We start from the raw sequence: 26094 nt of genomic DNA, 5'->3' as shown, positions 1-26094 counted from the left end.
ATATGTAAACCAGTGTGAAATGCGATGTATGTAATCTATATAAAAAAGGAAACATGGCTAAAATTCTTTAGTAAATTACGTTAGTTACTTTCCTAAGTGGGAAAATGCACTTCCACTTCCGGGCAGTTATTTAATGTAGTGCAGGCACAGGGGAATGGGATCTCAAGTAAAAAGTAAAAGTGGAGGATATCAATAAATTCTGAGAGATATCAATAATTCTGAAGATATATCAAGAAATTCTGAGAGATATCAAGAATTCTGAAGATATATCAATAATTCTAAAGATATATCAAGAAAAAACAGAATATATCAAGAAATCGACACATTTCAACATTATCCGCACACCCACCAATTGCCTCCAAACCAATAAAAAAACCGGGCAATACCGCCCGGTCCATTCTTTAGTCGCTTAGTTATTCATCTATCCTTCATCAGAGATTTCACACCATTCCATAAGAAGGATGGCAAAAATCTCTGCAGCCTTTATCATTTCGTCAATGTAGATAAACTCATTAGGGTAATGCGCTACCTCTGTTGTTCCTGGACCACAAACGACTGTTGGGATACCTGAAAGTTGAGTGAATAATCCCCCATCCGTCCCCCACGGTGATGCTTCTAAAATGGGTTGCTTCTTTTCCACTTGTATATATGCCTTTTCGATCATCTTCACAAAAGGATGTCCTAACTCTACTGATCCTGGCACCCACTGCGCACCAAACCATTCAAGCTCGACTGGATGACTTTTAAACCACGGATCTGTTTCACCCAGACTTTTCAACCAGGTAGCTAGTTCTTGTTTTACTTCTACTAGTTTCTCTTCAGGCCCTACTCCTATTCTTCCTTCTAACACTACCAAATCTGGTACCGAGGATGGCCAACTTCCTCCTTCTACTTTCCCTATATTGATTGGAAGGGGAATTGGAATGCCTTTATATAAAGGATCTTCAACTCTTTCATTTCTTTTCGTTTCTAACTCTTGGATTTTTTCTATAACTAGAATGCTCTTTTCAAGGGCACTTACTCCCTCATATCTTGTACCTCCATGTGCGGACCGGCCCTTTACTTTTAATCGAAACCACATGGAACCTTGTTGTTTTGGGAAAATTTTCATATTTGTTGGTTCTGGTATTAGTACTGCATCTGCTGAATAGCCTCGAAGAATGGTCGCTAACGTTCCGGCTCCCCCACTCTCTTCTTCAATGACACTTTGGAAGATTACATCCCCTTTAAGTTTTACACCAATTGATTTTAAAGCATTAATCGCAAGAAGTAGGGAGACATTTCCTCCCTTCATATCTGTGCTTCCCCTGCCGTAAATTTTACCATCTTGAACTTTACCTTCGTACGGGTCACATTCCCACTGCAACAAGTCTCCTTCAGGTACTACATCGATATGCCCATTAAGGATTATGGAACGTCCACCCCCAGTTCCCTTCCAAATCGCCACAACATTAGGAGAATCCTCAAAATTCTCCCGCGTGGATACAAAATTTTCATGCAAACTCATTTCTTTAATATCCGGCTCCCAGATGTCTATTTCCATCCCCAGTTCCCGGCACGCTTCAATCACCACTGCTTGTGCGGAACTTTCATGGCCCTGTACACTTCTTTCTTGTATAAGCTTTCTTAAAAGTTTGACACCATTCCCTCTGTTTCTACCCAACCATTCTTTAATCATATTCTCCTTCATCTCATCCCCCCTTCTTTCCACAGCATAATTAAACCGTTATAAAAATGCAGGCGACAGTGTAAAAGGTGCCTCTGTTTTCTCTTTTACCTGTTCCAAACTCACGCCTGGCATTAATTCACGAAGGAGTAATCCAGCATCCGTTATCTCAAAAACTGCTAAATCGGTAATAATGATGTCCACACATTTTGGTGTTGTTACAGGTAAACTACACGATTTCACCACTTTTGATTGCCCATTTTTATCTGTATGGCTCATTAATACAATCACTTTTTTAGCTTTTTGTGAAAGCTCCATGGCTCCACCCATACCCGGTACTCTTTTGCCTGGTACAATCCAGTTAGCCAAATCACCCTGCTCCGATACTTGTAGCGATCCAAGAATCGTAATATCCAGCTTCCCTTTTCTGATCATTCCAAAAGCTAGTGCACTGTCAAAATAAGATGCACCAGGCTGAACAGATACAGGAAATCCGGCAGCGTTGCAAAGATTGGCGTCTTCTTCCCCCGAACGTGGAGTAGATGCCATTCCTAACACACCGTTTTCCGCTTGAAAAAAAACATGGATATTATCCGGTAGATGATTGGGAACCAACGACGGAATGCCTATGCCCAAATTTACAACCATTCCATTTTCTATTTCCTTGGCTGCTCTTTTGGCAATTAAATTCCGTATGTTTCCTCCCATACCCATGTCCAGTTCACCCCCTCGCTTTGAACCATATAATCCACATATACTCCAGGCACGACAATTTCTTCCGGATTCAAATACCCTAATGGAACAAATTCCTCCACTTCCACGATGGTTTTTGTCCCTGCCATTGCTACAAGCGGATTGGTGTTTCTGGCGCTTTTATCGAAAATTAGATTTCCATAAGAATCAGCTTTTTTTGCAAAGACGATCGAAAGGTCTGCAGTAATAGCTGTTTCAAGAATATATTCTTTTCCACCTGATGTAAGGATTTGTTTGTTTTTTGTTACAATGTCACTCTCAATCCCTACATCAACCAGAATCCCTCCTAAACCTACACCACCAGCTCTTATTCTTTCGGCTAATGTACCTTGCGGACTGAACTCGACTTCCATTTTTTTATCCGTCATCATCTTGCCCGCAACCGGATTTGAACCAATATGGGAAGCAACCAATTTATTTACCCTTCCTGCACACACTACCTTTCCGATACCTATTGTCGGAAAGCCGGCGTCATTTCCAATAAGTGTCAGGTTTTTCACCCTTGAATCCAAGAGGACATCAACCAGCTTCGGAGGTGTCCCCACCCCTCCAAAGCCGCCGAACATCAATGTCATTCCGTCAAAAAATAAATGGCGGACCATTTCCAGTTCCACTATTTTGTTAAATGTATTTTCTACTTTCTCCATCCCGGTCCACTCCTTACAATTCTGCTTGAAGTTCGTTTAGTGTCTGCTCTAGAATGGTAATCAGTTCATCCATTTCCTTTTGGTTGATTGATAGTGGCGGTGCAATAATGACGGCATCGCCTCCCACCCCTTCTATCCCTGCTGATGCAGGGTAGATAAGCAACCCATTTTTCTGTGCCAACTCTACAAGTCTTGTGGTGACGGCTTTCTCTTGTGAAAACGGATACTTTGTCGCAAGATCTGCTACAATTTCCAGTCCAAGTAAAAGTCCTTTGCCTCTAACATCACCAATAAAGGAGTAAGTCTGTTTTAATTGATGTAATTGTTGCAACAGATAATCTCCCATCTGCTGACCATTGCTTACAAGACTTTGGCTTTCAATATATTCTAAAACAGCCAATGCAACTGCTGCGGATTGGGGATTTGCACTATACGTATGTCCACTCATAATCAGCCTAGATCCCTTTAGAATGCTTTCTATAATCCTCTCGCTCACAAGCGTTGCTGCAATGGGAGTATAACCCGCACTCATGCCTTTGCCTATACAAATAATGTCCGGAATTACGTCCCAATGTTCCATCGCAAACATTTTGCCGGTCCTTCCGATGCCTGTCATTACTTCATCTGCAATAAAATGAATGTGATATTTTTTGCAAATTTCTGCAATTCTTTGATAATACCCATCAGGCGGGCAGATTGCTCCAGCTGCTGCCCCAATGACTGGCTCAGCTACAAATGCTGCGATATTCTCTTCCCCAATTTCCAAGATGGCACGCTCTAGATCCTCAGCACATTTAAGACCACATGCAGGGTATTCCAAATGGAAAGGACAACGGTAACAATAAGGCGGTTCTACAACAGGGGATTTTTCCAATAAAGGCTCAAATCTCCTCCTGCGATCCGCATGTCCTGATAAGGATAGCGCTCCTATTGTAATACCGTGATAGCTTTTCCAACGTGAAATAATTTGGTTTTTATGAGGTTTTCCTACCTCTTGCCAATATTGGATAGATATTTTCATCGAAGTTTCCACAGCTTCTGTCCCACTATTTACGAAAAACGACCAATTAATATCTCCTGGTGTGATAGAACTTAATTTTGTTGCCAATTTTTCTGCAGGTACGCTGCTGAATTGGGATCGATAAACAAATGATACTTTGCTTGCCTGGTCTGCCATCGCATCTATTACAGCTTGTACATGATGACCAATGCTTGCCGTAACAGCACCAGAAGAACCATCCAAATATTTCTTTCCAGTGACATCAAATAAGTACACTCCGTTACCGTGGCTTATCACCGGATACTCTTTATCTAATAAAGGCTTAATTAGATAGGATTGATCCATAAACGATTACTCCTTTCCACAACTGTCCTGTAACCGTTTACTAGCAATGGTAGCCCCTGTCTTTTAGAGGCAGGGTAAATCCTGGCTGTCGATAAGCTAGCTTACTTTCATTCTATGTTCAATAGAATGAAATATTTCGTTCAATTTATGGATAAATAAACAGTCTGTGAATGAATATGTATAAAGAACAAAATCGCTATTGCGACCTAAAACCACGTCCAAAGTAAGATTCTAACTTCTTGGTCAGTTCTCGCTTTTCACGTAACTTTGACAAATTGGCCTTGTCCGGATCTTGCCTCTGGGCCTCATCTAAGACCATTTCATTGAATACTCCTTTTTCCTCGTCATGGAGGTCTTCATCACGGGGATGAGGACCTCTCTACTCCTTTTTCCTCGTCACAGAGGTCTTCATCACGGGGATGAGGACCTCTCTATTCCTTTATCCCCGTCACCGAGGTCTTCATCACGGGGATGAGGACCTCTCTACTCCTTTTTTTTCGTCACGGAGGTCTTCATCACGGGGATGAGGACCTCTCTACTCCTTTTTCCTCGTCACAGAGGTCTTCATCACGGGGATGAGGACCTCTCTATTCCTTTATCCCCTTCACCGAGGTCTTCATCACGGGGATGAGGACCTCTCTACTCCTTTATCCCCGTCACGGAGGTCTTCATCACGGGGATGAGGACCTCTCTACTCCTTTTTCCTCGTTACAGAGGTCTTCATCACGGGGATGAGGACCTCTCTACTCCTTTTTCCTCGTCACGGAGGTCTTCATCACGGGGATGAGGACCTCTCTACTCCTTTTTCCTCGTCACGGAGGTCTTCATCACGGGGATGAGGACCTCTCTACTCCTTTTTTTTTCGTCACGGAGGTCTTCATCACTACGAATCCAGTATTCCATAATTAATTTCTTAAAAACACAAAAAAAGCATCACTCCAATTACCCGAGTGACACTTTTAAACTTATCTTATTTGCAATAGCAAGCTCCAACAATGATTAACAAAATGAATAGAACTACGATCAAAACGAATGTATTTCCTCCGCCGTATGCCGGGGCAACTTGAGATGGATAGCCGCATGGTCCACAAGTGTAGTAACAGTAATCGTGCATGGTCATCACTCCTGTTTAATATTTACACTTCTACACTATGTTATAGGTGGCTGTCCCGTATGTGCATATGCCTATTTTTCGAAATTCTATTTATGTTCCTCCATTTTATCAATGATTTTAACCATGCTTTTTAATGTCTCCTCTATATGAGTGTTATCCTCTGTAACTTGTTCGACTGTCGCGCTAATTTCCTCTAGACCAGCAGTAGCCTCTTCCATCAATGCTGCAAATTCACTTGTATACGAATCTGTAGTAGCTGTTTTTTCTTTTACTGTGCTTGCAAAATCCCTGAAGTGTTGGGCATCCATTAATAATGTTTTCAAAGTTTCGCTTATTTGCTGGAAGGATTGATTAACCTGATTTGTTGCTTCAAGGTTCTTCCCCATTTTTGCTATGTTGAGTTGCAACTGTTTCAATACCTCTTCTTTTGTATGGTGAAGAGATGAAAGGTTGTCTGTAATTTCTTTTGTAGTCTCGCCAGTTGACGTGGCAAGCTTCCGAATCTCTTCGGCTACCACAGCAAAACCTCTTCCAGCTTCCCCTGCCCTGGCCGCTTCAATAGAAGCATTTAGAGCAAGTAAGTTTGTCTGATCCGTAATATTTTTTATGTGTTGAGTTAATATATTCGTTTCATCAATTTTTTCCGTAAGCACCTGGAATACAGCGTCCATTTCTGCAACATCATGTGAAAAACTTTTCATGTTTTCTTGAAGTTCTACCGCCATCACTTTCCCTTGATCTGCTGTGAACTTTGTAGTATTGGTAGTTTGATATAAACTATTGGATTTATCGACAACATTATCCATTAAAATGGATACATCATTCGTCTGTTCCGCAATGCCACCTATCTGGTCTGCTTGTTTTTGACTACCAACCGATAGCTCTTGGATGGTTTGAGAAACCTCTTTTTGGGATTGAATATTTAAGTTAAGTCGGTCATGTACTTTATTGACTTGGTCAATTAATGTCATGGCATCCTGCTCAAAGGCTTCCTGCTTCTTTTGACGCTCTTCACTTACAGCTTGCATCTTGTCCACTATTCCCTCAAATTGAGCAAACAGTTTTTTCCCTATTTTCACTTGAACAAAAGTAATAACAAACAGTAAAAAGAATAACAAGACTATATTTCCTAACTGTCCTTCTGTCATCAAGTTGCCGTTTAGAAATGACCAAAGAGAGTAAGCGAAAAGGACTAAACTCCCTACTCCTCCAACGATAAAGACGTTTCTATTAAAGTAAACGGTTGCAAGCATTAGTACAAAAAAAGGTAGTATGAAACCTGATAAAGAAGCTCCGCGGTTTACTAAAATGATAAAGAATACGGTGAAGGTTACTCCCACTGTAAAGTAAGGCACTAAGTAGTGAAACCAAGTGTTCCATCTAGTCAAAAACAATAAAACAATTCCTAAACATAAGGCAACAAACAAAGTTGCGGTTATAACTGTTGCCGCTGGTACAAAGAAATTTACGAGAAGTCCAGCACCATACGAGATAAAAATCACGAAAAACATTAGCTTATTTTTGTTAATCAAGTCTTGAAATTTTAATTCTTTTACACTTACCGCAGACATAGCATAATCCCCCACTTAATCATCCTTTGTTGCTTTTGTTTCTTTTCTTTATAAAACTACTTATTCTTCAAATCCTTTCTATTATCCTGCAATAATTCTGTTATTTTGTTGAATTTTGACAGAAAAAACAGGCAATTATTGGGCTGCAATTGAAGAAAGAACTTCGAATAAAAAAAACATAGGGAGATTTAGTCTTCCTATGTTTTCATTCATATTATTTATCGGTTTGTTTTTGCTTCTTTTTCAAATACTCCGCACGTATTTTTTCAAGTTGCTGCTTTTTATCAAATTTAGCAGGTGTCTGTTTTTCATGAAACTTTGCCACAGCTACCTTACCTTTGTTATCCAATTGATATTTCCCCACTTAGTTCACCTACTTTTTATGTTTTAAAGAGAATCTATCCAACAACTATAATATACCTTATTTTATTGAAGTAAACCGCATTTTTATCCATTGGAGAATGATATTGCCTATTTGAATGGCGTGGAAGGTCGCGACGCCCGCAGGCAAGCAAAGCGCCTGGAACGGAAATTCACCTTCTATATTCTCTTTTACAAGGAAAAACGGAGTGTGATGTACACTCCGTTGGTTCATAATTAAAACATTTTTTTGTATTCTCCATATCCCTCTTGTTCAAGTTGGCTTACCGGGATAAAGCGAAGGGCAGCAGAGTTGATGCAATACCTTAGACCGCCTTTATCTACAGGGCCGTCCTCAAACACGTGACCTAAATGAGAATCTCCCTCTTTGCTTCTAACTTCCGTCCGTACCATTCTGTGACTAACGTCCATCTCTTCTTTGATTAGTTCTTTGTTTATCGGTTTGGTAAAACTTGGCCATCCGCAACCTGCATCGTATTTATCAAGAGAAGAAAATAAAGGTTCTCCGGAAACAATATCAACATAGATTCCTTCTTCTGTATGATTCCAAAACTCATTTTTAAACGGTGGTTCTGTACCGTTATTTTGTGTGACCTCATACTGAATGGGAGTTAACTTCTTTTTCAAATCTGCATTGTTTTCTTTTTTCCAATTCTCTTTGATAAAGGCAGCCCTCCCAGATCCTGCTTGATACATCTTATAGCGGAAAGGATTTTTCTTATAGTAATTTTGGTGATACTCTTCCGCTGCATAAAATGGCTTTGCAGGAAGGATTTCTGTTACGATTGGGTCTTTAAATCTTCCGCTTTGGTCTAAGTCATGCTTAGATTTTTCGGCGATTTCCTTTTGCTCATCGGAATGATAGAAAATGGCGGTACGGTACGAATCCCCTCGGTCGTGAAATTGACCGCCTGCATCTGTGGGATCAATTTGGCTCCAAAAAACGTCTAGTAATTTTTCATATGGGAAAATTTCAGGGTTGAACGTAATTTGTACCGCTTCATAATGGCCTGTCGTCTCAGAACATACCTCTTTGTATGTTGGATTTTCTTTATGTCCACCTGTGTAGCCTGAAACTACTTCTTCGATGCCATCCTGTTCGTCAAAAGGTTTAACCATGCACCAAAAGCAACCTCCGGCGAACGTTGCTTTTTCTAATTTGTTCATCATGTAGTACCCACCTTTTTATAAAATATATTTACGTGAATTATAGCAATATCAAAGAAGATTTCCTAATGGTATGCTCGTATTACAGAAAGATAATAGGTATGGTAAAATGAGGGGTACATATATCAGGAGGTTCCATTTATGAGTAAAAAAGTTGAAGTTTATATATTAGCTGGGTTTCTTGGAAGCGGAAAGACTACCCTTTTGACCCAAATGCTGCAACAGGAACAAGCAGAAAATAGAAAAGTGGCGGTGGTCATGAACGAGCTTGGGAAGGTCTCCATCGACTCCGATTCCATACCTGATGAAACCCCACTTTCCGAATTATTTGATGGCTGTATATGTTGTACCATTCAAGAAAAATTGGAATCCACGATGCAAGGGCTTTTACTTGATAAAGACTTGGATGCCATTTACATAGAGACGACAGGTGCCGCACATCCAATAGAGGTTCTAGACACGGTTCTTTCTCCCATATTCGCCAACAAGTTTTCTGAAGCTAGGATTATCACTCTTTTAGATGTTTTACGATGGAAAGATCGTGATAACTTATCTATTCAAGTTAAACAGCTGGTAAGAGAACAAGTGAAGCATGCAGATATGCTTATTTTAAATAAGACGGATTTAGTAGGTGAAGCAGAGGTTTCGAGCATTTTGTTTGAATTGCAATCCATTAATCCTCACGCTACTACACTTCTGACCACCTACGCTAAGATTCCGGAAAACAGCTGGAAAAGAACGAAGCAAATAGAAAAAGGAAGCCATTCACGTGCACATGTGAAAGATTCTCTTCATTTAAAAACATTCGTTTATCAGTTTTCATCTAAAATAGACTTGGATGAGTTTGAAGACTGGCTTAGAAATCTTCCCGATTCCGTCTACCGAATCAAAGGGTATCTTACTTTCGAGCATTCTAACAATGTATACTTGTTTCAGTATTCTTATGGCACACCACTATATTTAAAAGAGCTAGTTAAAGTCCCACTCAATCTTGTCATTATTGGGGAAAACTTGGATGTAGATTTGTTAACAGAACAGTTACAAACACTAGAGAAAAACAAGCAATAGCTGAAAGTGCTGTGCAAATCACCGATTCGCACAGCACTTTTTATTTTCTCTTTACACTATATCGGCACCCCTCAACTAGCTAGTGGAATTTTTCATTCATGAATGCGTTCAACTTGAATATGTTGGTTAGTAATGAGGATTATACTGTGTTTGTGAAAAGAGGGATTTCATGATTGTAATAAACGGAGAATCAATTACAGAAAGTAATCTGTCTAATTTAGAAGGCCTTGAAAAGACCATTTTTCAACGCTTATTTAACGATTCAGAGGTATATTCTTATGATTCTATAGAAGAATTAAGGTTTGAAATTGCCTTACGGAATAACATTGTTGCCAGTGCTGCATTAATGGAACAAGGGGAAGCGAGATTTGAAACCTTTGCTGGAACTCAGTGTAACCCTGCTTATTGGAAGTTGACAGATGTAGGTGGCATTCTGATACGGGAGGATGTCAATCCGTCTGATGCTATTGCTGATATTTTTAAAAACAGTCAACTATATGCATTCGAATGTGCAACGGCCATACTTATTCTGTATTATCACGCCATCTTAAATACAATCGGGCCTAAGCTTTTTAATGAATACTTTCAAGACTTGTACCTGTACAGCTGGCATTTTGATTCTGATCTTGTCATGCAGTCCGTCTACACTTACTATACGATTCCAGGTGATGTTGTTTATTTTAAAAACCCTGATTTCAATCCATTGACCTATTGGTGGAGGGGTGAGAATGCCGTGGTGATGGGTGACGATTTGTATTTTGGGCACGGACTTGGAATAAAAGATGCTTCCTATATCATTGAGTTTTTGAATGGTACGAGAAAACCAGGTGGTACCAAGCCTGCTTACTTGAGTGATTATGTTGCCCGTCCATCTTTTACACATTTGGCAAAATTATCCTCCTCACCAAACAGACGAACCAAACACCAACATCCAGTCATTATCCATCGCAAGAATTCCATTTCCCTCGATCGGTATTTGTTTTACTTGTATCGATCTTATCTTCCCAATCAATAAAGGCCAGCTCCCACATAGGAGCCAGCCTCTTTCAATTAGAATTTTGTACAAGCCTTAGTATTTCTAAAGCACGGTCGCCTTCTTTTTGAAGAAGTTCTTCCCATATCTGATCTCGTCGACAATCTAGTTTAATTATATCGTAAGCAAGCTTAAATGAATCAGATTTATGATACTCCTGCAACTTTATCTCCTCCCCTTTTCAATTAAGTTCGTATATTCCTTTTTCAATTCACTTAATGTGTAGGTGGAAAGAACACTATGATTCATGAAAAACCCCGCATTAACAAGTTTGGTAATATAATACTCTTTGGCGTCATTAATAGCCTTTTTAAAAATTTTTGCCATTCCACTCACCTCTCTTTATTCCAGTTTAGTAAACCAGTAGTGGAAATTCTTTATTTTTGTTAGGAGTTATCACATAGAAATTACAATCAACTTCATTTAACTGTAAGGTTTTCTTACAAACGCACAGGAATTTGTAATGGAAATGTACTATAATAACTGTAAGAGTTCTTGAAGAGGATGTGAATGGCTATGACACAAGAGGATCCATCTTTGAAAGAGAGAAAAGTCATTTCAATCGGCACGGTTCGTGATCTTACAGGTTTATCAGAAAGACAGATTAGATATTACGAGGAAAGAAAGTTAATATTTCCTGCGAGATCAGGTTCAGGCATTCGCAAGTACTCCTTCTCTGATGTGGAGCGGCTGATGGAAATAGCCAATCAAATGGAAGAAGGTGTTCAGACTCATGAAATACGTCGAGAGTGGAAAAAGAAAGAAAAAGAGAATGAAAACTGGAAAAAACAGATGTTAAAAGGACAAATTCAAGCTCATTTCAAACAAAATAGAAACTAAGCATGATATCCCTGAAGAAGGAAATCATGCTTTTTTCTTTATATGGATATGTCTTAACGGAAGTGTTTGGTTATGCTACCATTAGCACATCAGAATTAAGTGGAGCGTGAAAAATGTTTGAATTACTACTAACCATGTTAGAACGACTTGGTATCATTGTAACCGTTGCTTTTATCATGACAAGGCTATCGTTTTTTAAACAACTTATCAACAGGCAGCAAATTGATCGAAAGCAGCAGGCAATCGCTATAATCTTTTTTGGCTTTTTCGGGATTATCGGTACATATACAGGTCTCACTTTTAGTACCGAAACTTTAGGTTTTAACCGTTGGATAACGGAATTGAATGATTCAGAGGCGTTAGCCAATTCCCGAGTGATAGGGATTGTAATGGCAGGTCTACTTGGTGGATACAAAGTAGGAATTGGTGCAGGAGTTATTGCAGGTATCCATCGCATGAGTCTTGGTGGGTTCACCGCCTTTTCCTGCGGTTTTTCTGCTATTGTAGCAGGATTGTTAGCAGGGTTCATTCGAAGCAAATACAAAGGGAAAAGAATTAGTGTCGCAGTTGCGCTCCTGACGGGAGCAGTAGCAGAATCCATACAGATGGGGATTATTCTATTAAGTTCCCAGCCATTCTCCAAAGCTTTAGCACTTGTGGAAAGTATTGGTCTCCCCATGATTTTAGCGAATGGGGTCGGATCTGCTCTCTTCTTCCTCATTATATTAACTGTAATTAACGAAGAAGAAAGGGTTGGAGCACTTCAAGCTCAAAAAGCTTTGTCGCTTGCTGAAAATACGTTGACACACCTTCGAAAAGGTTTATCGACAGAGTCTGCTGAGGAAACATGTAAAATTATCTATCGGGAAGTAAATGCTAGTGCTGTAGCCATAACAGATATGGAAAAGATTTTAGCGCATGTAGGTTTGGGCAATGATCATCATAAACCTCTATCCCCCATCCAGACTCACAGTACCAAACAGGTCCTGAAATCAGGAAATTTATTAGTTGCAGGAAAGAACGATATTCAGTGCCAAGTTTCATCTTGTCCACTCGGTGCAGTGGTTATCGCTCCATTAAAGAAAAGAGAAGAAACAGTTGGGACACTTAAATTTTACTTTAGTTCCGATAAAGAAATTGATAATATCGTGATCCAATTAATCAGAGGACTCAGCTCCCTTATGAGTCATCAGTTGGAAATTTCCGAAGCAGAAAATGCATCCAAACTAGTGAAAGAAGCTGAAATTAAAGCGCTCCAAGCTCAAATCAGCCCCCATTTTCTATTTAACTCGCTGAATGTAATCGTATCTTTAATACGCACAGATCCTAAAAAGGCAAGAAAACTATTAATTTCTCTTTCTCATTTCTTCCGGCAAAACTTGACGGCAACCACTGCTAAATGGACCACTGTTCAAGAAGAGCTAAAACATGTACAAGCATACCTTTCTGTTGAGGAAGCACGATTCTCAGATCGCTTAACAGTAACGTATCAGGTTGACGAATCTGCGCTTTCCTACCTTGTTCCTCCTCTGTCCTTGCAGCCAATAGTTGAAAACGCAGTAAAACATGGGCTTAAGGACCGGCAGGAAAATGCAAATTTAATCATTAAAATAAATGAGCGCTCTTCAGATATATTTATCTCTATAGATGACAATGGAGTCGGTATGAAAAGAGAACGAATTAAAGAGCTTGGTCATCTACAGGTTTCTTCCCCTAGTGGCACGGGGGTTGGCCTTTACAATATAAATAAAAGACTTATAATGATGTTTGGCAATCAAGCAAGATTGCATTTCCATAGTAAAGCAAGTATTGGCACCTCTGTTTCTTTTACCATTGCCAAAAAATTAAGTAAGGATGATATTACCGATGGATAATATAAAAACAATCATTGTCGATGATGAACCATACAGCCGAGATGAACTTAAGCATTTAATAGAAGAGCATGACTGTATGCAAGTGATCGGAGAAGCAGCAACAGGTGAAGACGCTCTGTTACTCTGCATGCAGTATCAACCGGATGTCGTTTTTTTAGATATAGAAATGCCAAAAATGAACGGCCTGGATGTAGCCAAACATTTAAAAGAATTAAAAAAATCACCTCTTATTGTTTTCGCTACTGCTTTTCCAAATTTTGCAGTGGACGCTTTTAGACATGAAGCGGTTGATTATCTTTTAAAGCCTTTCGATGAGGAACAATTGTCCCAAACCGTGTGTCGGCTTATTAAACATTTAATGCCAGAAAAGGAATCTACACCACAACTTGGCTCCTCTAGGCTTGCTGTGGAGTATGAAAACGAGATTTTTTATTTAGATCCACTTGATATACTCTATATCAGCAGAGATGATCGAATTTCGAGGATACATACTACTACACGGAACTTCGAGTCAAAGCTTGCTTTGAAGGATCTGGAGGAAAGGTTGCATGACTACCCTTTTTTCCGCATTCATAAAAGTTACCTGGTTAATTTAAACTATGTGACGAAATTGACTCCTTGGTTCAATGGAGCATATATGCTTGAGCTTACAGGAAGCCCCGAAAAACTCTCTGTAAGCCGTAATTATGTAAAAGCATTAAGAAGAAAACTCGAACTATAACATGTCAGTAATTGATACTGACATGTTATTTATGTTTTTGTACATCTTGGCCACACTTACACTTAATGAAAGCCTTTTCATTTATAATGATGGTACTCCATAACGAGAAAGGGGTCCTCATTTTGTATACATTCTTAACAGGTATTGTCTTATTAATTTTAGGTTATTTCATTTATGGTAGATTTGTTGAAAAAGTATTTGGGATAAAAGATGCTAGGAAAACACCCGCATATTCCAATCAAGACGGTGTTGATTATCTACCGCTCGGACAAAATAAGAATTCATTGATTCAATTATTAAATATAGCTGGTGTCGGACCAATTTTCGGACCAATTTTGGGAGCCTTGTATGGTCCAGTGGCATTTTTGTGGATTGTCCTAGGATGTATTTTTGCCGGGGCGGTTCATGATTATTTGACAGGTATGATCTCCATTCGAAACCGCGGAGCTCATTTGCCTGAACTCGCAGGTAAATTCCTTGGAAAATTCATGAAACATACTGTCAATGCCTTTGCTATCTTGCTTTTACTTTTAGTTGGAACCGTTTTCGTAACGGCACCTGCAGGATTAATTCATACACTAGCAGAAGGCAAAGTGGCACTAAGTATCATTATATTCGCTATTTTCATCTATTATATTTTTGCAACGATGTTGCCAATCGATAAAGTCATCGGTCGTTTATATCCCATTTTTGGAGCGCTATTAATCATAAGTGCTTTAGGTGTGGGCGTATCATTAGTTGTTACAGGCGCACCTATTCCTGAATTAAGCTTCACAAATATGCACCCAGATAACGTGCCTATCTTCCCATTACTATTCTTAACGATTTCATGTGGAGCACTTTCTGGTTTCCATGCAACGCAAACACCTATTATATCTAGAACTACTCAGAACGAAAAACAAGGCCGTCGAATATTCTACGGCATGATGATTGCAGAAGGTATCATTGCCATGATATGGGCAGCGGCAGGAATGAGTCTGTTTAATGGGTCAGCTGGATTAAGTGAGGTCTTGGCAAATGGTGGACCAGGTGCGGTTGTAAGTGAAGTTTCTGTTACGATGCTTGGAGCAATTGGAGGTACAATGGCTGTCATCGGTGTCATCATTCTTCCTATTACATCCGGTGATACAGCATTCCGAAGTGCTCGTATGATTATTGCTGATTACTTCAATATTTCTCAAAAGAAAATTATCAGCCGTCTTTGGATAGCAGCTCCTTTGTTCATCATTTCATTTGTACTGACAAAAATTGATTTTGAATTATTATGGAGATACTTCTCCTGGGCGAACCAGTCAACTGCCGTCATAGCATTATGGGTCGGCGCGATGTATCTTTTCATTGCTAGAAAACAGTATTATATTGCGATGATACCAGCAATTTTTATGACAATGGCAACAACAACCTATATTTTAAATGCACCAATTGGCTTCCGTTTACCAATCGAAGCATCTTATATCGGGGCAGCGATGTTTACGATCATTATTATTGGATTGTTTTATATAAAAGCTATTGCAGCAAGAAAGACAGATTTCGAACTTGATGCAAATGATATCTCAAATAAAAAAGCAGCATAATCTCGCAAACGGTTCTACTTTTGTAGGGCCGTTTTTTGTTTTGCATAAAAGTTATCCGTTCGGAAAAAGCTACTATCAAAGGAGGCGGATTTGATATGGCATCCCCTTATCTATGCCCAAATTGTAAAACTAACCGCTCGCGTTTTAACATTATTGAACAAGTGGCAAAGTCCGTGAAGTTGAATCCTCAATCAGGTGAGGTTGTAGAGGAATATACATCGGGCACCACGGACCCTTTTCATATCCCATATAAAGGGCCTTCACAAAAAATTCAATGTGCAACTTGCGGAAATGTAGATGAAGAAATCACTTTCATCAAGCATGCAGAATATCAAAAAGGATAACAGGCCTAAGTTGCCTATTATCCTTTTTTCTATATACCCTTAAAAATAAATACTATTTCACTTTTCTTTGCATATCCATTTAGCATCAGGAATAAATGGAGGGTGTTTGCAAATATGGGACATGATGAAAATTATTTCCTCGCAGGACAATATCAATTGCTAGCTGATTATTATAAATACTCCGATTCACAAAAACATATTTATTTTTATTCTATGCATATTTATCATTTGCAAAAATGGGTGAGCACAATGAAGCCTGTTCCAACAAGAGAGGCCCCTTCAAATAATCGCTCCCAACTTAGGATACTTCATGCTGCCCCTGGGATAATGGCAGTCGATGTACTTGTAAACAATAACCCTGTATGGAAAGATCTGCGTTATACAAACAGCAGTAGATATGTAGATATAAAACCTACAAACAATCAAATAGAAGTTATCCAAAACGGGCAAAAATTAATAACCGGTACACTCCAGGCTAACACAGATATGAATTATACGATTGCAATTGCCGGAACAAAGGATAAACTACAACTTATACCAATTGTGGATGATTCGACTGTACCTCAAAGTGAATCAAAGCTCCGTTTTTGGCACTTATCCCCTGATGCTCCTTCTGTTGATATTGCAGTTAAAAAGGGTGATATCGTCTTTTCCGATATAGCTTACGGCGGAATATCTGATTATCTCGGACTAACACCGATGACAGTCGATCTTGAAATAAGGGTTGCAGGTACTAAGGATATCGTACTCCACCTAAACAGGGTAAGCTTGAAGCCAGATGTTGCTTATACCATTGTAGCAGTTGGCCTTGTTAAGAACAGTCCATCTTTGGAAGCCATTTTTTTAGCGCCATGACATGTAAAATGCTCAATCAACTTGTGATTGAGCACCGTGTTTTAATTCATTAGCACCAAGCAGCACCAACGATGATTAAAAGAATAAACAATACTACGATTAACACGAAAGAGCTTCCGTAACCACCTGGGTATCCTGCTCCTGCTACTTGACCGTAACCGCAACCACACCAACTCATAGCTGTCACCTCCTCTACAAAGGTATTTATCGAAGCTTGGTAATTAATAACTTAGAACTCCCGCACCAACAATCACCAATAAGATAAACAGAACAACTATTAACGCGAATCCTGATCCATAACCAGAACCACCCATGCTCTACACCTCCCCCTCTTTCCTAATACATAATGTATTCATGAGGAGCGTATTGGTAAAGGCATATGCCCAGTTCCAAAAAAATTGGGTGGTTTTTAATACTAAGCCCTCAGGCGTTGTAGTACCAAGTAAGTAATATAAAAAATAAAAACCGGGCAGAAACCGCCCGAGCCCTTTAAAAGCTATAGAATATTAGTTTTTGGTTAGTCACCGCTGTTCCTTTCCGCAAATGGCTGCGCTTTCCGCGGGACGGTGCTTGAGCCTCCTCACAACGCTTCAGGGGTCTCAAGCTACCGTTACTCCCCCGCTGGAGTCTTCGCCATTTGCTCCAATCCACAGCTAGAAATTACGTTAAAGAAACGTTATTGGGATATCAAACTCGGTTATTTAACTTATTTGACCTTAAGCTGACTGAAATCAACTGTCTTACATGCATTATTTTCTTTATAAAAAAAGCATGGTGAAATAATCACCATGCTTTTTGGGATGTTAGTCCTCCACCGGGACTAGTAGTTTAAATTCAATGTCGTCGCGTTCGACATCGAATTTTGTGAATATTACTTTTGTATCACTTTGCAGCTCCAGTTCTTGAAGTGCAACATAGATACTTTGTTCGTTCGGTATTATTTTAACCCAGGATGGTAAAGGGTAATTATCACCTACATACTTTAAAACCATGGATACAGGTACTTGCAACCTTCCGATCGACATGGAGTCCTGTTTTAACACTACATCACCGTTTTCCTGAACTTCAGGCATAAACGTCATGGTAAGGGGTATATTTCTCTCAAACACTGTCATTTCACCCCTGAGCTCCACTCTGTCAGTCAGTACCACTTCATAATTTAAAGGTCTTCTCGTTTCTTTTTCCAAATAGTAACGGATAAGTTCGTTTAAGTCTTCTTTATCTGATTGGATAGTGAAAGCTACCCTTTTTCGATCGTCATCCTTGCCGGGTAAATTGAATTTTGAGTGTTTTGGCAGCAGCACCAAGAATATTGCTACTCCCGCAATTAAAATATTTAGTACAAGCAAGCTTAAAAAAGCCGTTTTCCAGTTTATTACTTTCTTCACCATAACCCTCTCCACTACTCTTCTTCTAACATCTCTTCCAATGATGTTTCCACATTAAAACGCTTAATTTCTTCTACAACATTATTACCTATTAATTGATACCCTTTTTGGTTAGGATGAAACTGGTCGTCATCTAGCAAATTTTCTTCAGGCTCGATAAAAATGTCTTGTATAGGAACATAGGCTGTATTAGGATATTCATCTAGAACGGAAACGGTTGTCGCATTCCAATTAGTAACTACCTCATTCATTTCTTCAATTTCTTGAAAATATTGATAGAAAGGATTGAAAAGACCCACTAAATATATTCTACTGGAATCATTATGTGTTCTTACTTCACTTAGAACACTATCGAGCCTTTTGGCGTACAATTCTTGTTCTTTATCAAAAAGAGAAAATGTTAGATCGAGGAAATTCTCCCGTATCACCTTCATCAAATCATTACCGCCAACTGTCATAAAGATGACATCTGCTTCAGCAAGAGCCTCCTGCACTTCTGGATCTTCTAGCCTTTTTAGGAGATGATTCGTCCTGTTTCCCCTCACACCAAGATTGGTGACACTTACGTTGTCGATATATGGTTTTGACTCATAATGTTGTTTAACTATTGATGTAAATCCACCTTTTTTGGACTCGTCTCCAACACCTTGTGTCAGGGAATCACCGAAAAAGACCAATTTAAACGACCTGTCAAAAAATTCTTCGGTTACTTCCTCTTTTTCTTCGATATTCATTATTTTATTCTGGTTCTCTTCAGACTCTTCTTTGAAAAAATCTTTGAAAAGTTCTCTCTCACTTTGGCTTTCTCTTCGTTCTTTCGCTTTTTCCAAAACATAACTGGAAGAATTTTCTGCAGAACAACTAACCATACTAACTATTATAAGCCCAAACAAGGCTATTTTCCAAAATTTATCCATCATGCATTCTCCTTATTTTGTTAAGGATCCAATCCGCTACTTACAATAAACTTTCAGTACATTTTTTATAACATACTCTAGTGTATTTTTCAAAAACTAAAAGGTTAGGAGGTTCATCAAATTGAAGGAAAAAGAAATACTTGCGTGCAATGAAGAGGTTTCAAAAGAGCTATTTTCAAAAGAGCTACATGTAATTGTCACAGACGGATTGAATGCCAGCAGAGAAGATGAGCTAAATGACAATCAAAAGGATCACTCTAATTAAGAAAGAGTGATCCTAACCATTTCATTTTTGACTTAATAAGATTTCTACATGTTCCAATATTTCTTCGTAAGGAACATCCAATCCATCATAACTTTTTATGATCGTACCGTTTTGATCAATTAAATAAAAACTTGTTCCATGGACAACTTCGCCACCGTTTTTAGGTTTAGCGACAATTGTTTTAAAGTTTTCCATGCCAAACTCTTCTATCTCTTTTTGTGTATATCCTGTTAAAAAATCCCAAGAAGTGTAGTCTGCTTCAAAGTTGTTTCCAAATTCCTTTAGTACTTCAGGGCTATCAACTTCAGGGTCAACAGAAAACGATAGGAATTTAACATCTAATTGTTCTTCATTGGCCATTCTTTGCAATCTGGCCATGTTTGCCGTCATAGGAGGACATACCGTTGTACAGTTGGTAAAGACCATATTTGCTACAGTGACTTCACCTTTTAAGTCCTCTAAACTGACCTGCTCGTTATCCTGATTTATGTACTGAAAATTTGCCAGTTTCCAATCTGTTGTATCAGGTATTTTTGCATTGCCACTACATGCAGCTAAAATTACTGCACTAAGGCCAATCAGAAGTATTTTGCTTTTATTTAACACGTACTTCACCTTATTTCGCTAGATATTTTCCATTTTCCATTCAAATCGTACCATTTCTCACAAGTAGATGAAAGGAACAGCTGAATAAATTCATAAAAATAACACAATTGATTAGTGGGGGTTAAGGGATGCAAAGAGAATCTGAGACAGTAAGTATTATATCCATCACATCAACTTCCATTATTCTTGTACTTGGGAACTCGATGATTATTCCAGTGCTACCTGAAATCCGTCATGATCTTCAGTTAACTCAAGTCCAAGCCAGTCTTATTCTTTCCATATTCTCCATCGCTGGAGCTGTCACCATTCCATTTATCGGATATTTATCTGATAGATTTTCCCGTAAGCACATAATATTGGCATCGCTTTTACTTTATGGGTTTGGTGGTTTAGTTTCAGGGATAGCTGCCCTGGTACAAGCAGTCTTATCATATGAGGGAATCGTTTTTGGCAGGATTCTTCAAGGGATTGGCTCAGCAGGAACAGCTCCGATTGCAATGGCCATTATAGCTGACTTGTTTTCAGGGAACAAACAGTTGAAGGTATTAAGTCTAATGGAAACAACCAATAGTTTAGGAAAAGTGGTATCTCCATTAATCGGAGCATGTATAGCACTGATTATGTGGCACTATGTTTTCTTTGTCTTTCCTTTGGCTTGTGGCATTTTGTTTATCCTCTTCTATTTCTTTGTTGGTAAGGAAGAGGCTCCTTCTGAAAAAGTAATTTTCAAGAACTATGTACGTCATTTAGGAGGAGTATTAAAAGAAAATAGGTATTATTTAATGACAAGTTATAGTGCTGGTGCACTCTGTCTCTATTTACTTTTTGGTCTGCTGTTTTATTCATCTGATGTGTTGGAAAACAAATTTGAAACACATGGTTTTTTAAATGGTGTCATACTCTCTTTTCCACTTTTGTTTTTGACGATTGCTTCCTTTCTTACTGGGAATGTATTAGGAAAGTTCCAAAACTACATCTACCGAATTGTCATTGCTAATTTTTTTCTTCTTAGCTTCTTTTTACTTGGAATATTGTTAAATAACAGTCTATGGTGGACCATGTTAATGATATCCCTGATTAGCACTTCTATTGGTATTGTTCTTCCATGTATGAATGCCATCATCACCAATTCTGTCAAAAAAAAGGCTAGAGGATTTGTAACGGCTCTTTATGGCTCAGTCAGATTTGCAGGAATTGCTCTTGGACCAATCGTATTTGGCTACTTTATGGATTTTTCTATTCCTTCCATTCTTGTAATTTCTTCTGTACTTTGTCTTTTACAAGCCATACTTTGCTTTTACTTTTTAGAAGGAAAAAAGAAAAGTATATCGCTTCATGCCATCACTAATTGGTTTTCTATATTCACCTTATCGTCTCAACGAAAAAAGCAAAGAGGCTGACTGTTTACGTCAACCTCTTATGTTTATTTACGTTTTCTGTTCTTTGCTTTTAATAGTTGATTCATCCGATCTTCCGAAGGTTTTGTTTCTTTAGGTGGAGTTGGTGTTTTTTTTCGTGGCTTAAATTCCTTCATCTCTTTTTTCGGCTCTTCCCTTTTTTCCGTCTGTTTAACCTTTTTTCTATGAATCACTGGTGCTTTCCATCTTTTATCTGACACATTCTTTTCCTTTTTCTCCTTACCTTTTTTCCAAAAGGCTAGCGATATTAAGCCAAACCTTCTGAAGAAAATTTCAACAATCAGTAAGAAAAAGGCAACAATGACAAAAGGTAACCACACCGTCTGAGACTGGTAAACATTCCTATGGTAAGGTCGAAACACTTCCTCAGTATCTTCTAGCACTTTTCCATTTTGGTTTGCCGTGATATTTTTAAGCAATTCCAAATTCACTGGCCTTTGTTCAAACTCCGTGGAAAAAGGTACAACCATACCGCTAGAATAAGTTGAGACCGTTTCCCCTTCCTCTTCTTGGGTAATATTGAGGAAGTAGATGTCCGGTATGGCTGGAAATTCCACTTCGTACTGGCCAGGCCCCACCATTTTACTTTTTGCGTCTTCTATAATTTGACCTTTATTGTTTGAGACCGATATGGAAACAGGCATCAATATATCCTCTAGTGCTTCCACCTTTACGGAAGCTCTACCTCCATCAACTGTGGTCGAGATGTCATAAGCTCCCTGTTCATAAGATGGCAAAGACCACGTCACCATTTCATTCCAGAAAGCTGTCCATTCTTCCCATGAAGGAAACCCACCACTCCAGGCACCGGAAACATCGGAAGTCCAAGCGATCGTTCTCCCAAGGCCGTAATTCATACGAGCAAGGATGGGATCCTCTTTTTCACTAGATATAATCTGCTCCGCCCGTGATTTCAATGTCGTGGCTATATACGTATTAAGGAACGGTGTCCCACTTTCAAACCTTTTGGACCAATCATATCCTGCATAGACAGTCGGTACATGAGGATTATCTTCTATATATGTCTTGGTAGTAAGCGCGGTTTCCCTAGAGATAATACTTGGAACTGAGCTTGCTTCATATACTTCGTAGAATCTTCCTGTTCCAAGCTCTGCCAACTCTTCTAATAAGGAAGTATCTGCATCTCCACCGATTGCTACAGTCGATAATGTTACATTATTCGTCAAACCTTCTTCAATGATTTCCTCGTATGGTCCATTATTGGATTGTCCATCCGTTAATAGGATAATATGCTTGCGTTTGAGGTCCATTTCATTCAGTTGCTGATAAGCCTGGTTAAGGGCTGGGAAAATATCTGTACCACCACCTAAGGCGGTAGAACGAATAGTCTCCATTACCTCTTCTTTATCCTTGATCGGGTTTGTCTCTACAACTTGCCAAGGCTCCGTATCAAAGGCTATAAAGCCAAACGTGTCTTCTTCTTTCAATAGTTCCACCGATCGTGCTGCAGCTTCTTTCGCTAAATCAAATTTTTCCCCCATCATACTTCCCGAACGGTCCAAGACGATAATTAAACCAAGAGAAGGAATTTCTTTTTTACCCTTTACATCCATATCCACCGGTAGAATTTTTTCTATCGGAGTTTGGAAATAACCTCCGAGACCATAGGATTCATTGCCTCCTGTCATCGTGAAACCGACACCAAAATCCCTGACCGCAGTTTCCATGAGTTCCATCTGATTTCCACTTAAAAGGTGACCGGACACATTATGAAAAATAATACTTTCGTATGCCAGGAAACCACTGAGTGTCGTCGGTAGCAGGCTTGGATGAATACGATCAATCTTCCACCCGCTTGCATCTAAGGCGCGGAATACATTTTCCCCTTCACCCTCTTGGTCCACCATAAGCACTTTAGGTTGGCCCGATACCTGTGTCAGAGCGTGAGAGATATTGTTTTCCACAATCTTATCTACTTTTGGAAAAATTTCTGCTTTAAATGTATACAATCCAGGATCTTTTAATGGAATGGAATAGGAATAAGTATTCGATCCTTTTGCCACGACAACTTCCTCTTTAATGATGGTTTCATTATTTTGTGTAATATGCAATGTGGCTTGCGTGTCCACATTGGCCTCAAGACCGATTTGGAATGGGACAGCTTCCCCTTCAAAGCTTGTTTGTGGAGTATGAAAAGATTGTAGTGACACATCTTCCACATATGGTGGCTGAAATGCCATAGCATCCATTTCTATATTTCTACCCTTATAAAAACTAGATTGTTTCGTACTATTCCCATTTGTTTCAATTCCATCAGATAGTAAAACAATTCTCCCTTTACGATTCTCTGGAATGTAATTTGCGGCAAACTCCAATCCCTCTTCAATATTAGTGAATTGTGAACCGTCGTTAACAGATAGTTGATGAATAGTTTCCTGTTGATCGGTAAAGGATCGTTCAAGTTTCGGCTTTTCTGAAAAAGTAACAATGCTGTAACTATCCTCTCCTTTCTTGTGCTTAATAGCCTCATTGATGGAAGATAGGATCTCTCCTTCCATCCTTTTCACGCTATCCGATTGGTCTACAAGGAAGACAGTATGTGTCCCTTTTACAGGGGAAAGAAGGGATGGCATACATAGTCCTAGTATAAGAAACAAATAGATTATGCTTCTCAAGGAGATGATGACATACTCCTTTTTCCGCTTCACTTTCTTTTTATGCCAGAACAAAACAAGACTGATTAGTACCGGAATAAGAAATAAAAGCATGAGAGGGTGTTCAATTTGAAATTCCACGTCTGTAAACCTCCCATTCTACCAATAGAACGACAAGCGCAAGTATTAAAAACAAATAGGAGATGTCCTTGCTGCTTGTTGACTCTTCATCTTGATCTATAGCAGGAATTGCCGATATGGTAAAGCTCTCTTCCGTCTGAATGGATTTTTCTCCATCCTCCAACATGATATAAAGAGTCTTGGATTCCTCCAATTCATCCTTTGTCTCTCTTAACGTGTACAATCCAGGCGTTAAGGGAAGTTCTATGGGTTGTTCGAATGTTTTAGATGAAAAAACGATCTTATCATCCTGATCCAGAATTTCAGTTTTCCTTACATCAGAAGCTGGAAAATAATCCATCGTCTGTCCTGGATAAAAATATCCCAACATCCCCCGGTTCTGTGTCAATTCCTGAATAGAGTGAAACATGAACAACGGAAAACCGGGATGGAGCGGCCAGTCACTTGAACCAAGCTCAAATGTTACGATAATAATCGGATCCCCTTTGTATGTTCCTGAGAGAATCAGTGGTGTTTCTCCTCTACTTGCTACCACATCTAATGAGGAAAATTCTTCGGATGAAAAGGTTTTTTCTACATACACTTTCTCCATCGCCACTGATTGCATTAACGGATTTGTCCTATTTGCCGTTATCTCGCCTGAAAGATCAACTTCTTTCCCCCCATCTTCCCCTGATAAAAACACTAGCTTAGGTCCAGACGGCCAGTCGCTTTTTGACAGCCCTTTAATAAGGTGAACACCATCTAATTTATTCCCCTCTGATGGATCGGAAGAGAGATGAATAACGTTCGTACTTGCAATCTCGACAGCTTTTCTAGCAAATGGATGTATGTCCTTATGCACATATACGGTAGGATCCTGTTGCTGCCCAAGGAAAGCGTATTGTTCATTATCAAGCAAATATTGCTTGTCTCCACTCACTTCCACTCTATACATTGTCGCTGGTGGAAGGTCTTCCAGATAGATAGTCTTTACTTTATTACCTTCTACCTTCTCAGAAACTTGCTTTACTATTTCCTCCTGAACATTAAATATCGATAACGTAAACTCCTTTGAATCGTTCCCTTCATTTTTTACGGTAACTACTCCCACGACTGCGTCTTCACGTTTGGCTACTCCGAATGTTTCAACTGCCAAATTCTCATGTGTTGTACCTATGTTATGAGCGTAAAAGGCAGTGTTCTGATGAAGCTCTAAGGATGTTTCTTTGCTAAAATTGTCGCTTAAAAGCTGTATGTTCCCACTTTCATCTCCTAGAAGACTTTTAGCCATATTAATGGAATCAATCACGTTTGGAGAAGCGTAAGATGCTTCTAACTTTTCCACATGCTGTAGCACTTCTTTTTTCGAAAGAGACCTTTCCGTTAGAATTTCAGGGGACTCCTTTGCCACGATTAGGGTCATTTCTTGATTATCGACTTTATCTATTATTTGCACCATTTTCGCTTTGGCCAATTCTAATCGCGACTTCTCCCCTTCCTTTGCTGTCATCGATGCTGATGAATCAACAATGAAAATGAGATGGTCCCCTTCAATTCCCTCCTTCTTAAAAAAGGGCTGCGTTAAAGTGAAAATAAGAAATAGCAGTGCCAATAACTGAAGATATAAAAGCAAATGGTGCTGCAGTTTTTTCCACCAAGCCTGGGCTTCAAATTCATTCATCCATTCCTGCCATAATAAGACAGAAGGGATTGCTTTTTTCTCATATTGCTTCCGGAAGAAATACATCAGTATAACAAATAGTAAAAATGCACTGAACAAGAAATATATTGGTGCTGTAAAACCCATCC

General features: G+C 39.1%; 26 protein-coding genes. 10 read left to right on the top strand and 16 right to left on the bottom strand.

The genetic code is table 11. The features are described 5' to 3' along the window. Positions 1-421: 421 nt before the first annotated feature. From FZC76_RS19115 to msrA, 8 genes are all read right to left on the bottom strand, one after another. Positions 422-1690 carry a peptidase gene (locus tag FZC76_RS19115; RefSeq protein ID WP_148989773.1) on the bottom strand — a complete coding sequence of 423 codons (1269 nt, stop codon included), beginning with the start codon at positions 1688-1690 and terminating at the stop codon, positions 422-424. A 36-nt stretch (positions 1691-1726) separates the two neighbouring features. After that, positions 1727-2380, bottom strand: coding sequence for a 3-oxoacid CoA-transferase subunit B (locus tag FZC76_RS19110; RefSeq protein ID WP_148989772.1), 654 nt, complete (start codon positions 2378-2380; stop codon positions 1727-1729). Next, positions 2350-3066 (bottom strand): CoA transferase subunit A, encoded by a 717-nt coding sequence (locus FZC76_RS19105; RefSeq protein ID WP_148989771.1) that lies wholly within the window; start codon positions 3064-3066, stop codon positions 2350-2352. The genes FZC76_RS19110 and FZC76_RS19105 overlap by 31 nt, the downstream gene beginning before the upstream one ends. A 13-nt stretch (positions 3067-3079) precedes the next feature. After that, a complete protein-coding gene (locus FZC76_RS19100; protein ID WP_148989770.1) occupies positions 3080-4411 on the bottom strand; it encodes an aspartate aminotransferase family protein in 1332 nt (443 codons plus the stop codon). A gap of 970 nt (positions 4412-5381) precedes the next feature. Next, complete coding sequence (locus FZC76_RS19095; protein ID WP_148989769.1) at positions 5382-5525, bottom strand: YjcZ family sporulation protein; 144 nt, start codon at positions 5523-5525, stop codon at positions 5382-5384. An 86-nt stretch (positions 5526-5611) separates the two neighbouring features. Then, a complete protein-coding gene (locus tag FZC76_RS19090) occupies positions 5612-7096 on the bottom strand; it encodes a methyl-accepting chemotaxis protein (protein WP_148989768.1) in 1485 nt (494 codons plus the stop codon). A 214-nt stretch (positions 7097-7310) separates the two neighbouring features. Then, a complete protein-coding gene (locus FZC76_RS23255) occupies positions 7311-7460 on the bottom strand; it encodes a hypothetical protein (protein ID WP_187442152.1) in 150 nt (49 codons plus the stop codon). A gap of 233 nt (positions 7461-7693) precedes the next feature. Next, positions 7694-8647, bottom strand: a complete 954-nt coding sequence (gene msrA / locus FZC76_RS19085; protein ID WP_148989767.1) for a peptide-methionine (S)-S-oxide reductase MsrA — start codon at positions 8645-8647, stop codon at positions 7694-7696. A 138-nt stretch (positions 8648-8785) separates the two neighbouring features. On the opposite strand from msrA, the gene FZC76_RS19080 reads away from it, so the two are divergent. Next, positions 8786-9712 carry a CobW family GTP-binding protein gene (locus FZC76_RS19080; RefSeq protein ID WP_148989766.1) on the top strand — a complete coding sequence of 309 codons (927 nt, stop codon included), beginning with the start codon at positions 8786-8788 and terminating at the stop codon, positions 9710-9712. Between the two features lie 169 nt (positions 9713-9881). After that, a complete protein-coding gene (locus FZC76_RS19075; protein ID WP_148989765.1) occupies positions 9882-10727 on the top strand; it encodes a protein-glutamine gamma-glutamyltransferase in 846 nt (281 codons plus the stop codon). 183 nt (positions 10728-10910) lie between these two features. Here FZC76_RS19075 and FZC76_RS19070 read toward each other — a convergent pair whose 3' ends face one another. Then, complete coding sequence (locus FZC76_RS19070) at positions 10911-11072, bottom strand: Fur-regulated basic protein FbpA (protein ID WP_148989764.1); 162 nt, start codon at positions 11070-11072, stop codon at positions 10911-10913. A 189-nt stretch (positions 11073-11261) separates the two neighbouring features. Between FZC76_RS19070 and FZC76_RS19065 the strand changes: the two genes are divergently transcribed. The 6 genes from FZC76_RS19065 to FZC76_RS19040 all read left to right on the top strand — a co-directional run bounded on the left by FZC76_RS19065 (position 11262) and on the right by FZC76_RS19040 (position 16953). Further along, the gene (locus FZC76_RS19065) at positions 11262-11585 is read left to right on the top strand and encodes a MerR family transcriptional regulator (RefSeq protein WP_088018440.1); all 324 of its coding nucleotides are present in this window, start codon (positions 11262-11264) and stop codon (positions 11583-11585) included. Between the two features lie 113 nt (positions 11586-11698). After that, positions 11699-13459 (top strand): sensor histidine kinase, encoded by a 1761-nt coding sequence (locus tag FZC76_RS19060; protein WP_148989763.1) that lies wholly within the window; start codon positions 11699-11701, stop codon positions 13457-13459. Next, on the top strand, positions 13452-14180 hold the full coding sequence (locus FZC76_RS19055) for a LytR/AlgR family response regulator transcription factor (protein WP_148989762.1): 729 nt from the start codon (positions 13452-13454) through the stop codon (positions 14178-14180). Before FZC76_RS19060 ends, FZC76_RS19055 begins: the two co-directional genes overlap by 8 nt. Before the next feature lie 122 nt (positions 14181-14302). After that, positions 14303-15754: a carbon starvation CstA family protein gene (locus FZC76_RS19050; protein WP_148989761.1), complete on the top strand. Its 1452-nt coding sequence runs from the start codon at positions 14303-14305 to the stop codon at positions 15752-15754. Between the two features lie 95 nt (positions 15755-15849). After that, complete coding sequence (locus tag FZC76_RS19045; RefSeq protein WP_148989760.1) at positions 15850-16098, top strand: DNA alkylation repair protein; 249 nt, start codon at positions 15850-15852, stop codon at positions 16096-16098. A gap of 114 nt (positions 16099-16212) precedes the next feature. Next, positions 16213-16953, top strand: coding sequence for a DUF4397 domain-containing protein (locus tag FZC76_RS19040; RefSeq protein ID WP_148989759.1), 741 nt, complete (start codon positions 16213-16215; stop codon positions 16951-16953). A 49-nt stretch (positions 16954-17002) separates the two neighbouring features. On the opposite strand, the gene FZC76_RS19035 is transcribed toward FZC76_RS19040, so the two are convergent. The 4 genes from FZC76_RS19035 to FZC76_RS19020 form a co-directional block, all read right to left on the bottom strand. Next, the gene (locus FZC76_RS19035; protein WP_082380721.1) at positions 17003-17131 is read right to left on the bottom strand and encodes a YjcZ family sporulation protein; all 129 of its coding nucleotides are present in this window, start codon (positions 17129-17131) and stop codon (positions 17003-17005) included. 43 nt (positions 17132-17174) lie between these two features. Continuing rightward, positions 17175-17267 (bottom strand): YjcZ family sporulation protein, encoded by a 93-nt coding sequence (locus FZC76_RS19030; RefSeq protein ID WP_082380722.1) that lies wholly within the window; start codon positions 17265-17267, stop codon positions 17175-17177. A gap of 489 nt (positions 17268-17756) precedes the next feature. Continuing rightward, entirely contained in the window at positions 17757-18344 is a 588-nt protein-coding gene (locus tag FZC76_RS19025) for a YpmS family protein (RefSeq protein ID WP_148989758.1), read from the bottom strand. A gap of 11 nt (positions 18345-18355) precedes the next feature. Further along, complete coding sequence (locus FZC76_RS19020; protein WP_148989757.1) at positions 18356-19261, bottom strand: SGNH/GDSL hydrolase family protein; 906 nt, start codon at positions 19259-19261, stop codon at positions 18356-18358. A gap of 118 nt (positions 19262-19379) precedes the next feature. Here FZC76_RS19020 and FZC76_RS23250 point away from each other — a divergent pair, with 118 nt between their 5' ends. Further along, positions 19380-19523 (top strand): hypothetical protein, encoded by a 144-nt coding sequence (locus FZC76_RS23250; RefSeq protein WP_187442151.1) that lies wholly within the window; start codon positions 19380-19382, stop codon positions 19521-19523. A 21-nt stretch (positions 19524-19544) separates the two neighbouring features. Here FZC76_RS23250 and FZC76_RS19015 read toward each other — a convergent pair whose 3' ends face one another. Next, positions 19545-20129 (bottom strand): SCO family protein, encoded by a 585-nt coding sequence (locus FZC76_RS19015; protein ID WP_148989756.1) that lies wholly within the window; start codon positions 20127-20129, stop codon positions 19545-19547. Between the two features lie 128 nt (positions 20130-20257). Here FZC76_RS19015 and FZC76_RS19010 point away from each other — a divergent pair, with 128 nt between their 5' ends. Further along, positions 20258-21529, top strand: coding sequence for an MFS transporter (locus FZC76_RS19010; protein ID WP_148989755.1), 1272 nt, complete (start codon positions 20258-20260; stop codon positions 21527-21529). Between the two features lie 23 nt (positions 21530-21552). Here FZC76_RS19010 and FZC76_RS19005 read toward each other — a convergent pair whose 3' ends face one another. Together FZC76_RS19005 and FZC76_RS19000 are read right to left on the bottom strand one after the other, a co-directional pair. After that, positions 21553-24303, bottom strand: a complete 2751-nt coding sequence (locus FZC76_RS19005) for a VWA domain-containing protein (RefSeq protein WP_148989754.1) — start codon at positions 24301-24303, stop codon at positions 21553-21555. Then, a complete protein-coding gene (locus FZC76_RS19000; RefSeq protein ID WP_187442150.1) occupies positions 24287-26092 on the bottom strand; it encodes a vWA domain-containing protein in 1806 nt (601 codons plus the stop codon). Before FZC76_RS19000 ends, FZC76_RS19005 begins: the two co-directional genes overlap by 17 nt. Between the last annotated feature and the right edge of the window lie 2 nt (positions 26093-26094).

This window comes from Sutcliffiella horikoshii, from assembly GCF_008180725.1.
GTDB classification, from domain to species: domain Bacteria; phylum Bacillota; class Bacilli; order Bacillales; family Bacillaceae_I; genus Sutcliffiella_A; species Sutcliffiella_A horikoshii_B.
This window is presented reverse-complemented; position numbering and strand designations above follow the sequence as displayed.

Coding starts and splice junctions, on each gene's coding strand:
- FZC76_RS19115 (WP_148989773.1), bottom strand. CDS start 1,690: ATGAAGGAGAATATGATTAAAGAATGGTTGGGTAGAAACAGAGGGAAT.
- FZC76_RS19110 (WP_148989772.1), bottom strand. CDS start 2,380: ATGGGTATGGGAGGAAACATACGGAATTTAATTGCCAAAAGAGCAGCC.
- FZC76_RS19105 (WP_148989771.1), bottom strand. CDS start 3,066: ATGGAGAAAGTAGAAAATACATTTAACAAAATAGTGGAACTGGAAATG.
- FZC76_RS19100 (WP_148989770.1), bottom strand. CDS start 4,411: ATGGATCAATCCTATCTAATTAAGCCTTTATTAGATAAAGAGTATCCG.
- FZC76_RS19095 (WP_148989769.1), bottom strand. CDS start 5,525: ATGCACGATTACTGTTACTACACTTGTGGACCATGCGGCTATCCATCT.
- FZC76_RS19090 (WP_148989768.1), bottom strand. CDS start 7,096: ATGTCTGCGGTAAGTGTAAAAGAATTAAAATTTCAAGACTTGATTAAC.
- msrA (WP_148989767.1), bottom strand. CDS start 8,647: ATGATGAACAAATTAGAAAAAGCAACGTTCGCCGGAGGTTGCTTTTGG.
- FZC76_RS19080 (WP_148989766.1), top strand. CDS start 8,786: ATGAGTAAAAAAGTTGAAGTTTATATATTAGCTGGGTTTCTTGGAAGC.
- FZC76_RS19075 (WP_148989765.1), top strand. CDS start 9,882: ATGATTGTAATAAACGGAGAATCAATTACAGAAAGTAATCTGTCTAAT.
- FZC76_RS19070 (WP_148989764.1), bottom strand. CDS start 11,072: ATGGCAAAAATTTTTAAAAAGGCTATTAATGACGCCAAAGAGTATTAT.
- FZC76_RS19065 (WP_088018440.1), top strand. CDS start 11,262: ATGACACAAGAGGATCCATCTTTGAAAGAGAGAAAAGTCATTTCAATC.
- FZC76_RS19060 (WP_148989763.1), top strand. CDS start 11,699: ATGTTTGAATTACTACTAACCATGTTAGAACGACTTGGTATCATTGTA.
- FZC76_RS19055 (WP_148989762.1), top strand. CDS start 13,452: ATGGATAATATAAAAACAATCATTGTCGATGATGAACCATACAGCCGA.
- FZC76_RS19045 (WP_148989760.1), top strand. CDS start 15,850: ATGGCATCCCCTTATCTATGCCCAAATTGTAAAACTAACCGCTCGCGT.
- FZC76_RS19040 (WP_148989759.1), top strand. CDS start 16,213: ATGGGACATGATGAAAATTATTTCCTCGCAGGACAATATCAATTGCTA.
- FZC76_RS19035 (WP_082380721.1), bottom strand. CDS start 17,131: ATGAGTTGGTGTGGTTGCGGTTACGGTCAAGTAGCAGGAGCAGGATAC.
- FZC76_RS19030 (WP_082380722.1), bottom strand. CDS start 17,267: ATGGGTGGTTCTGGTTATGGATCAGGATTCGCGTTAATAGTTGTTCTG.
- FZC76_RS19025 (WP_148989758.1), bottom strand. CDS start 18,344: ATGGTGAAGAAAGTAATAAACTGGAAAACGGCTTTTTTAAGCTTGCTT.
- FZC76_RS19020 (WP_148989757.1), bottom strand. CDS start 19,261: ATGATGGATAAATTTTGGAAAATAGCCTTGTTTGGGCTTATAATAGTT.
- FZC76_RS19010 (WP_148989755.1), top strand. CDS start 20,258: ATGCAAAGAGAATCTGAGACAGTAAGTATTATATCCATCACATCAACT.
- FZC76_RS19000 (WP_187442150.1), bottom strand. CDS start 26,092: ATGGGTTTTACAGCACCAATATATTTCTTGTTCAGTGCATTTTTACTA.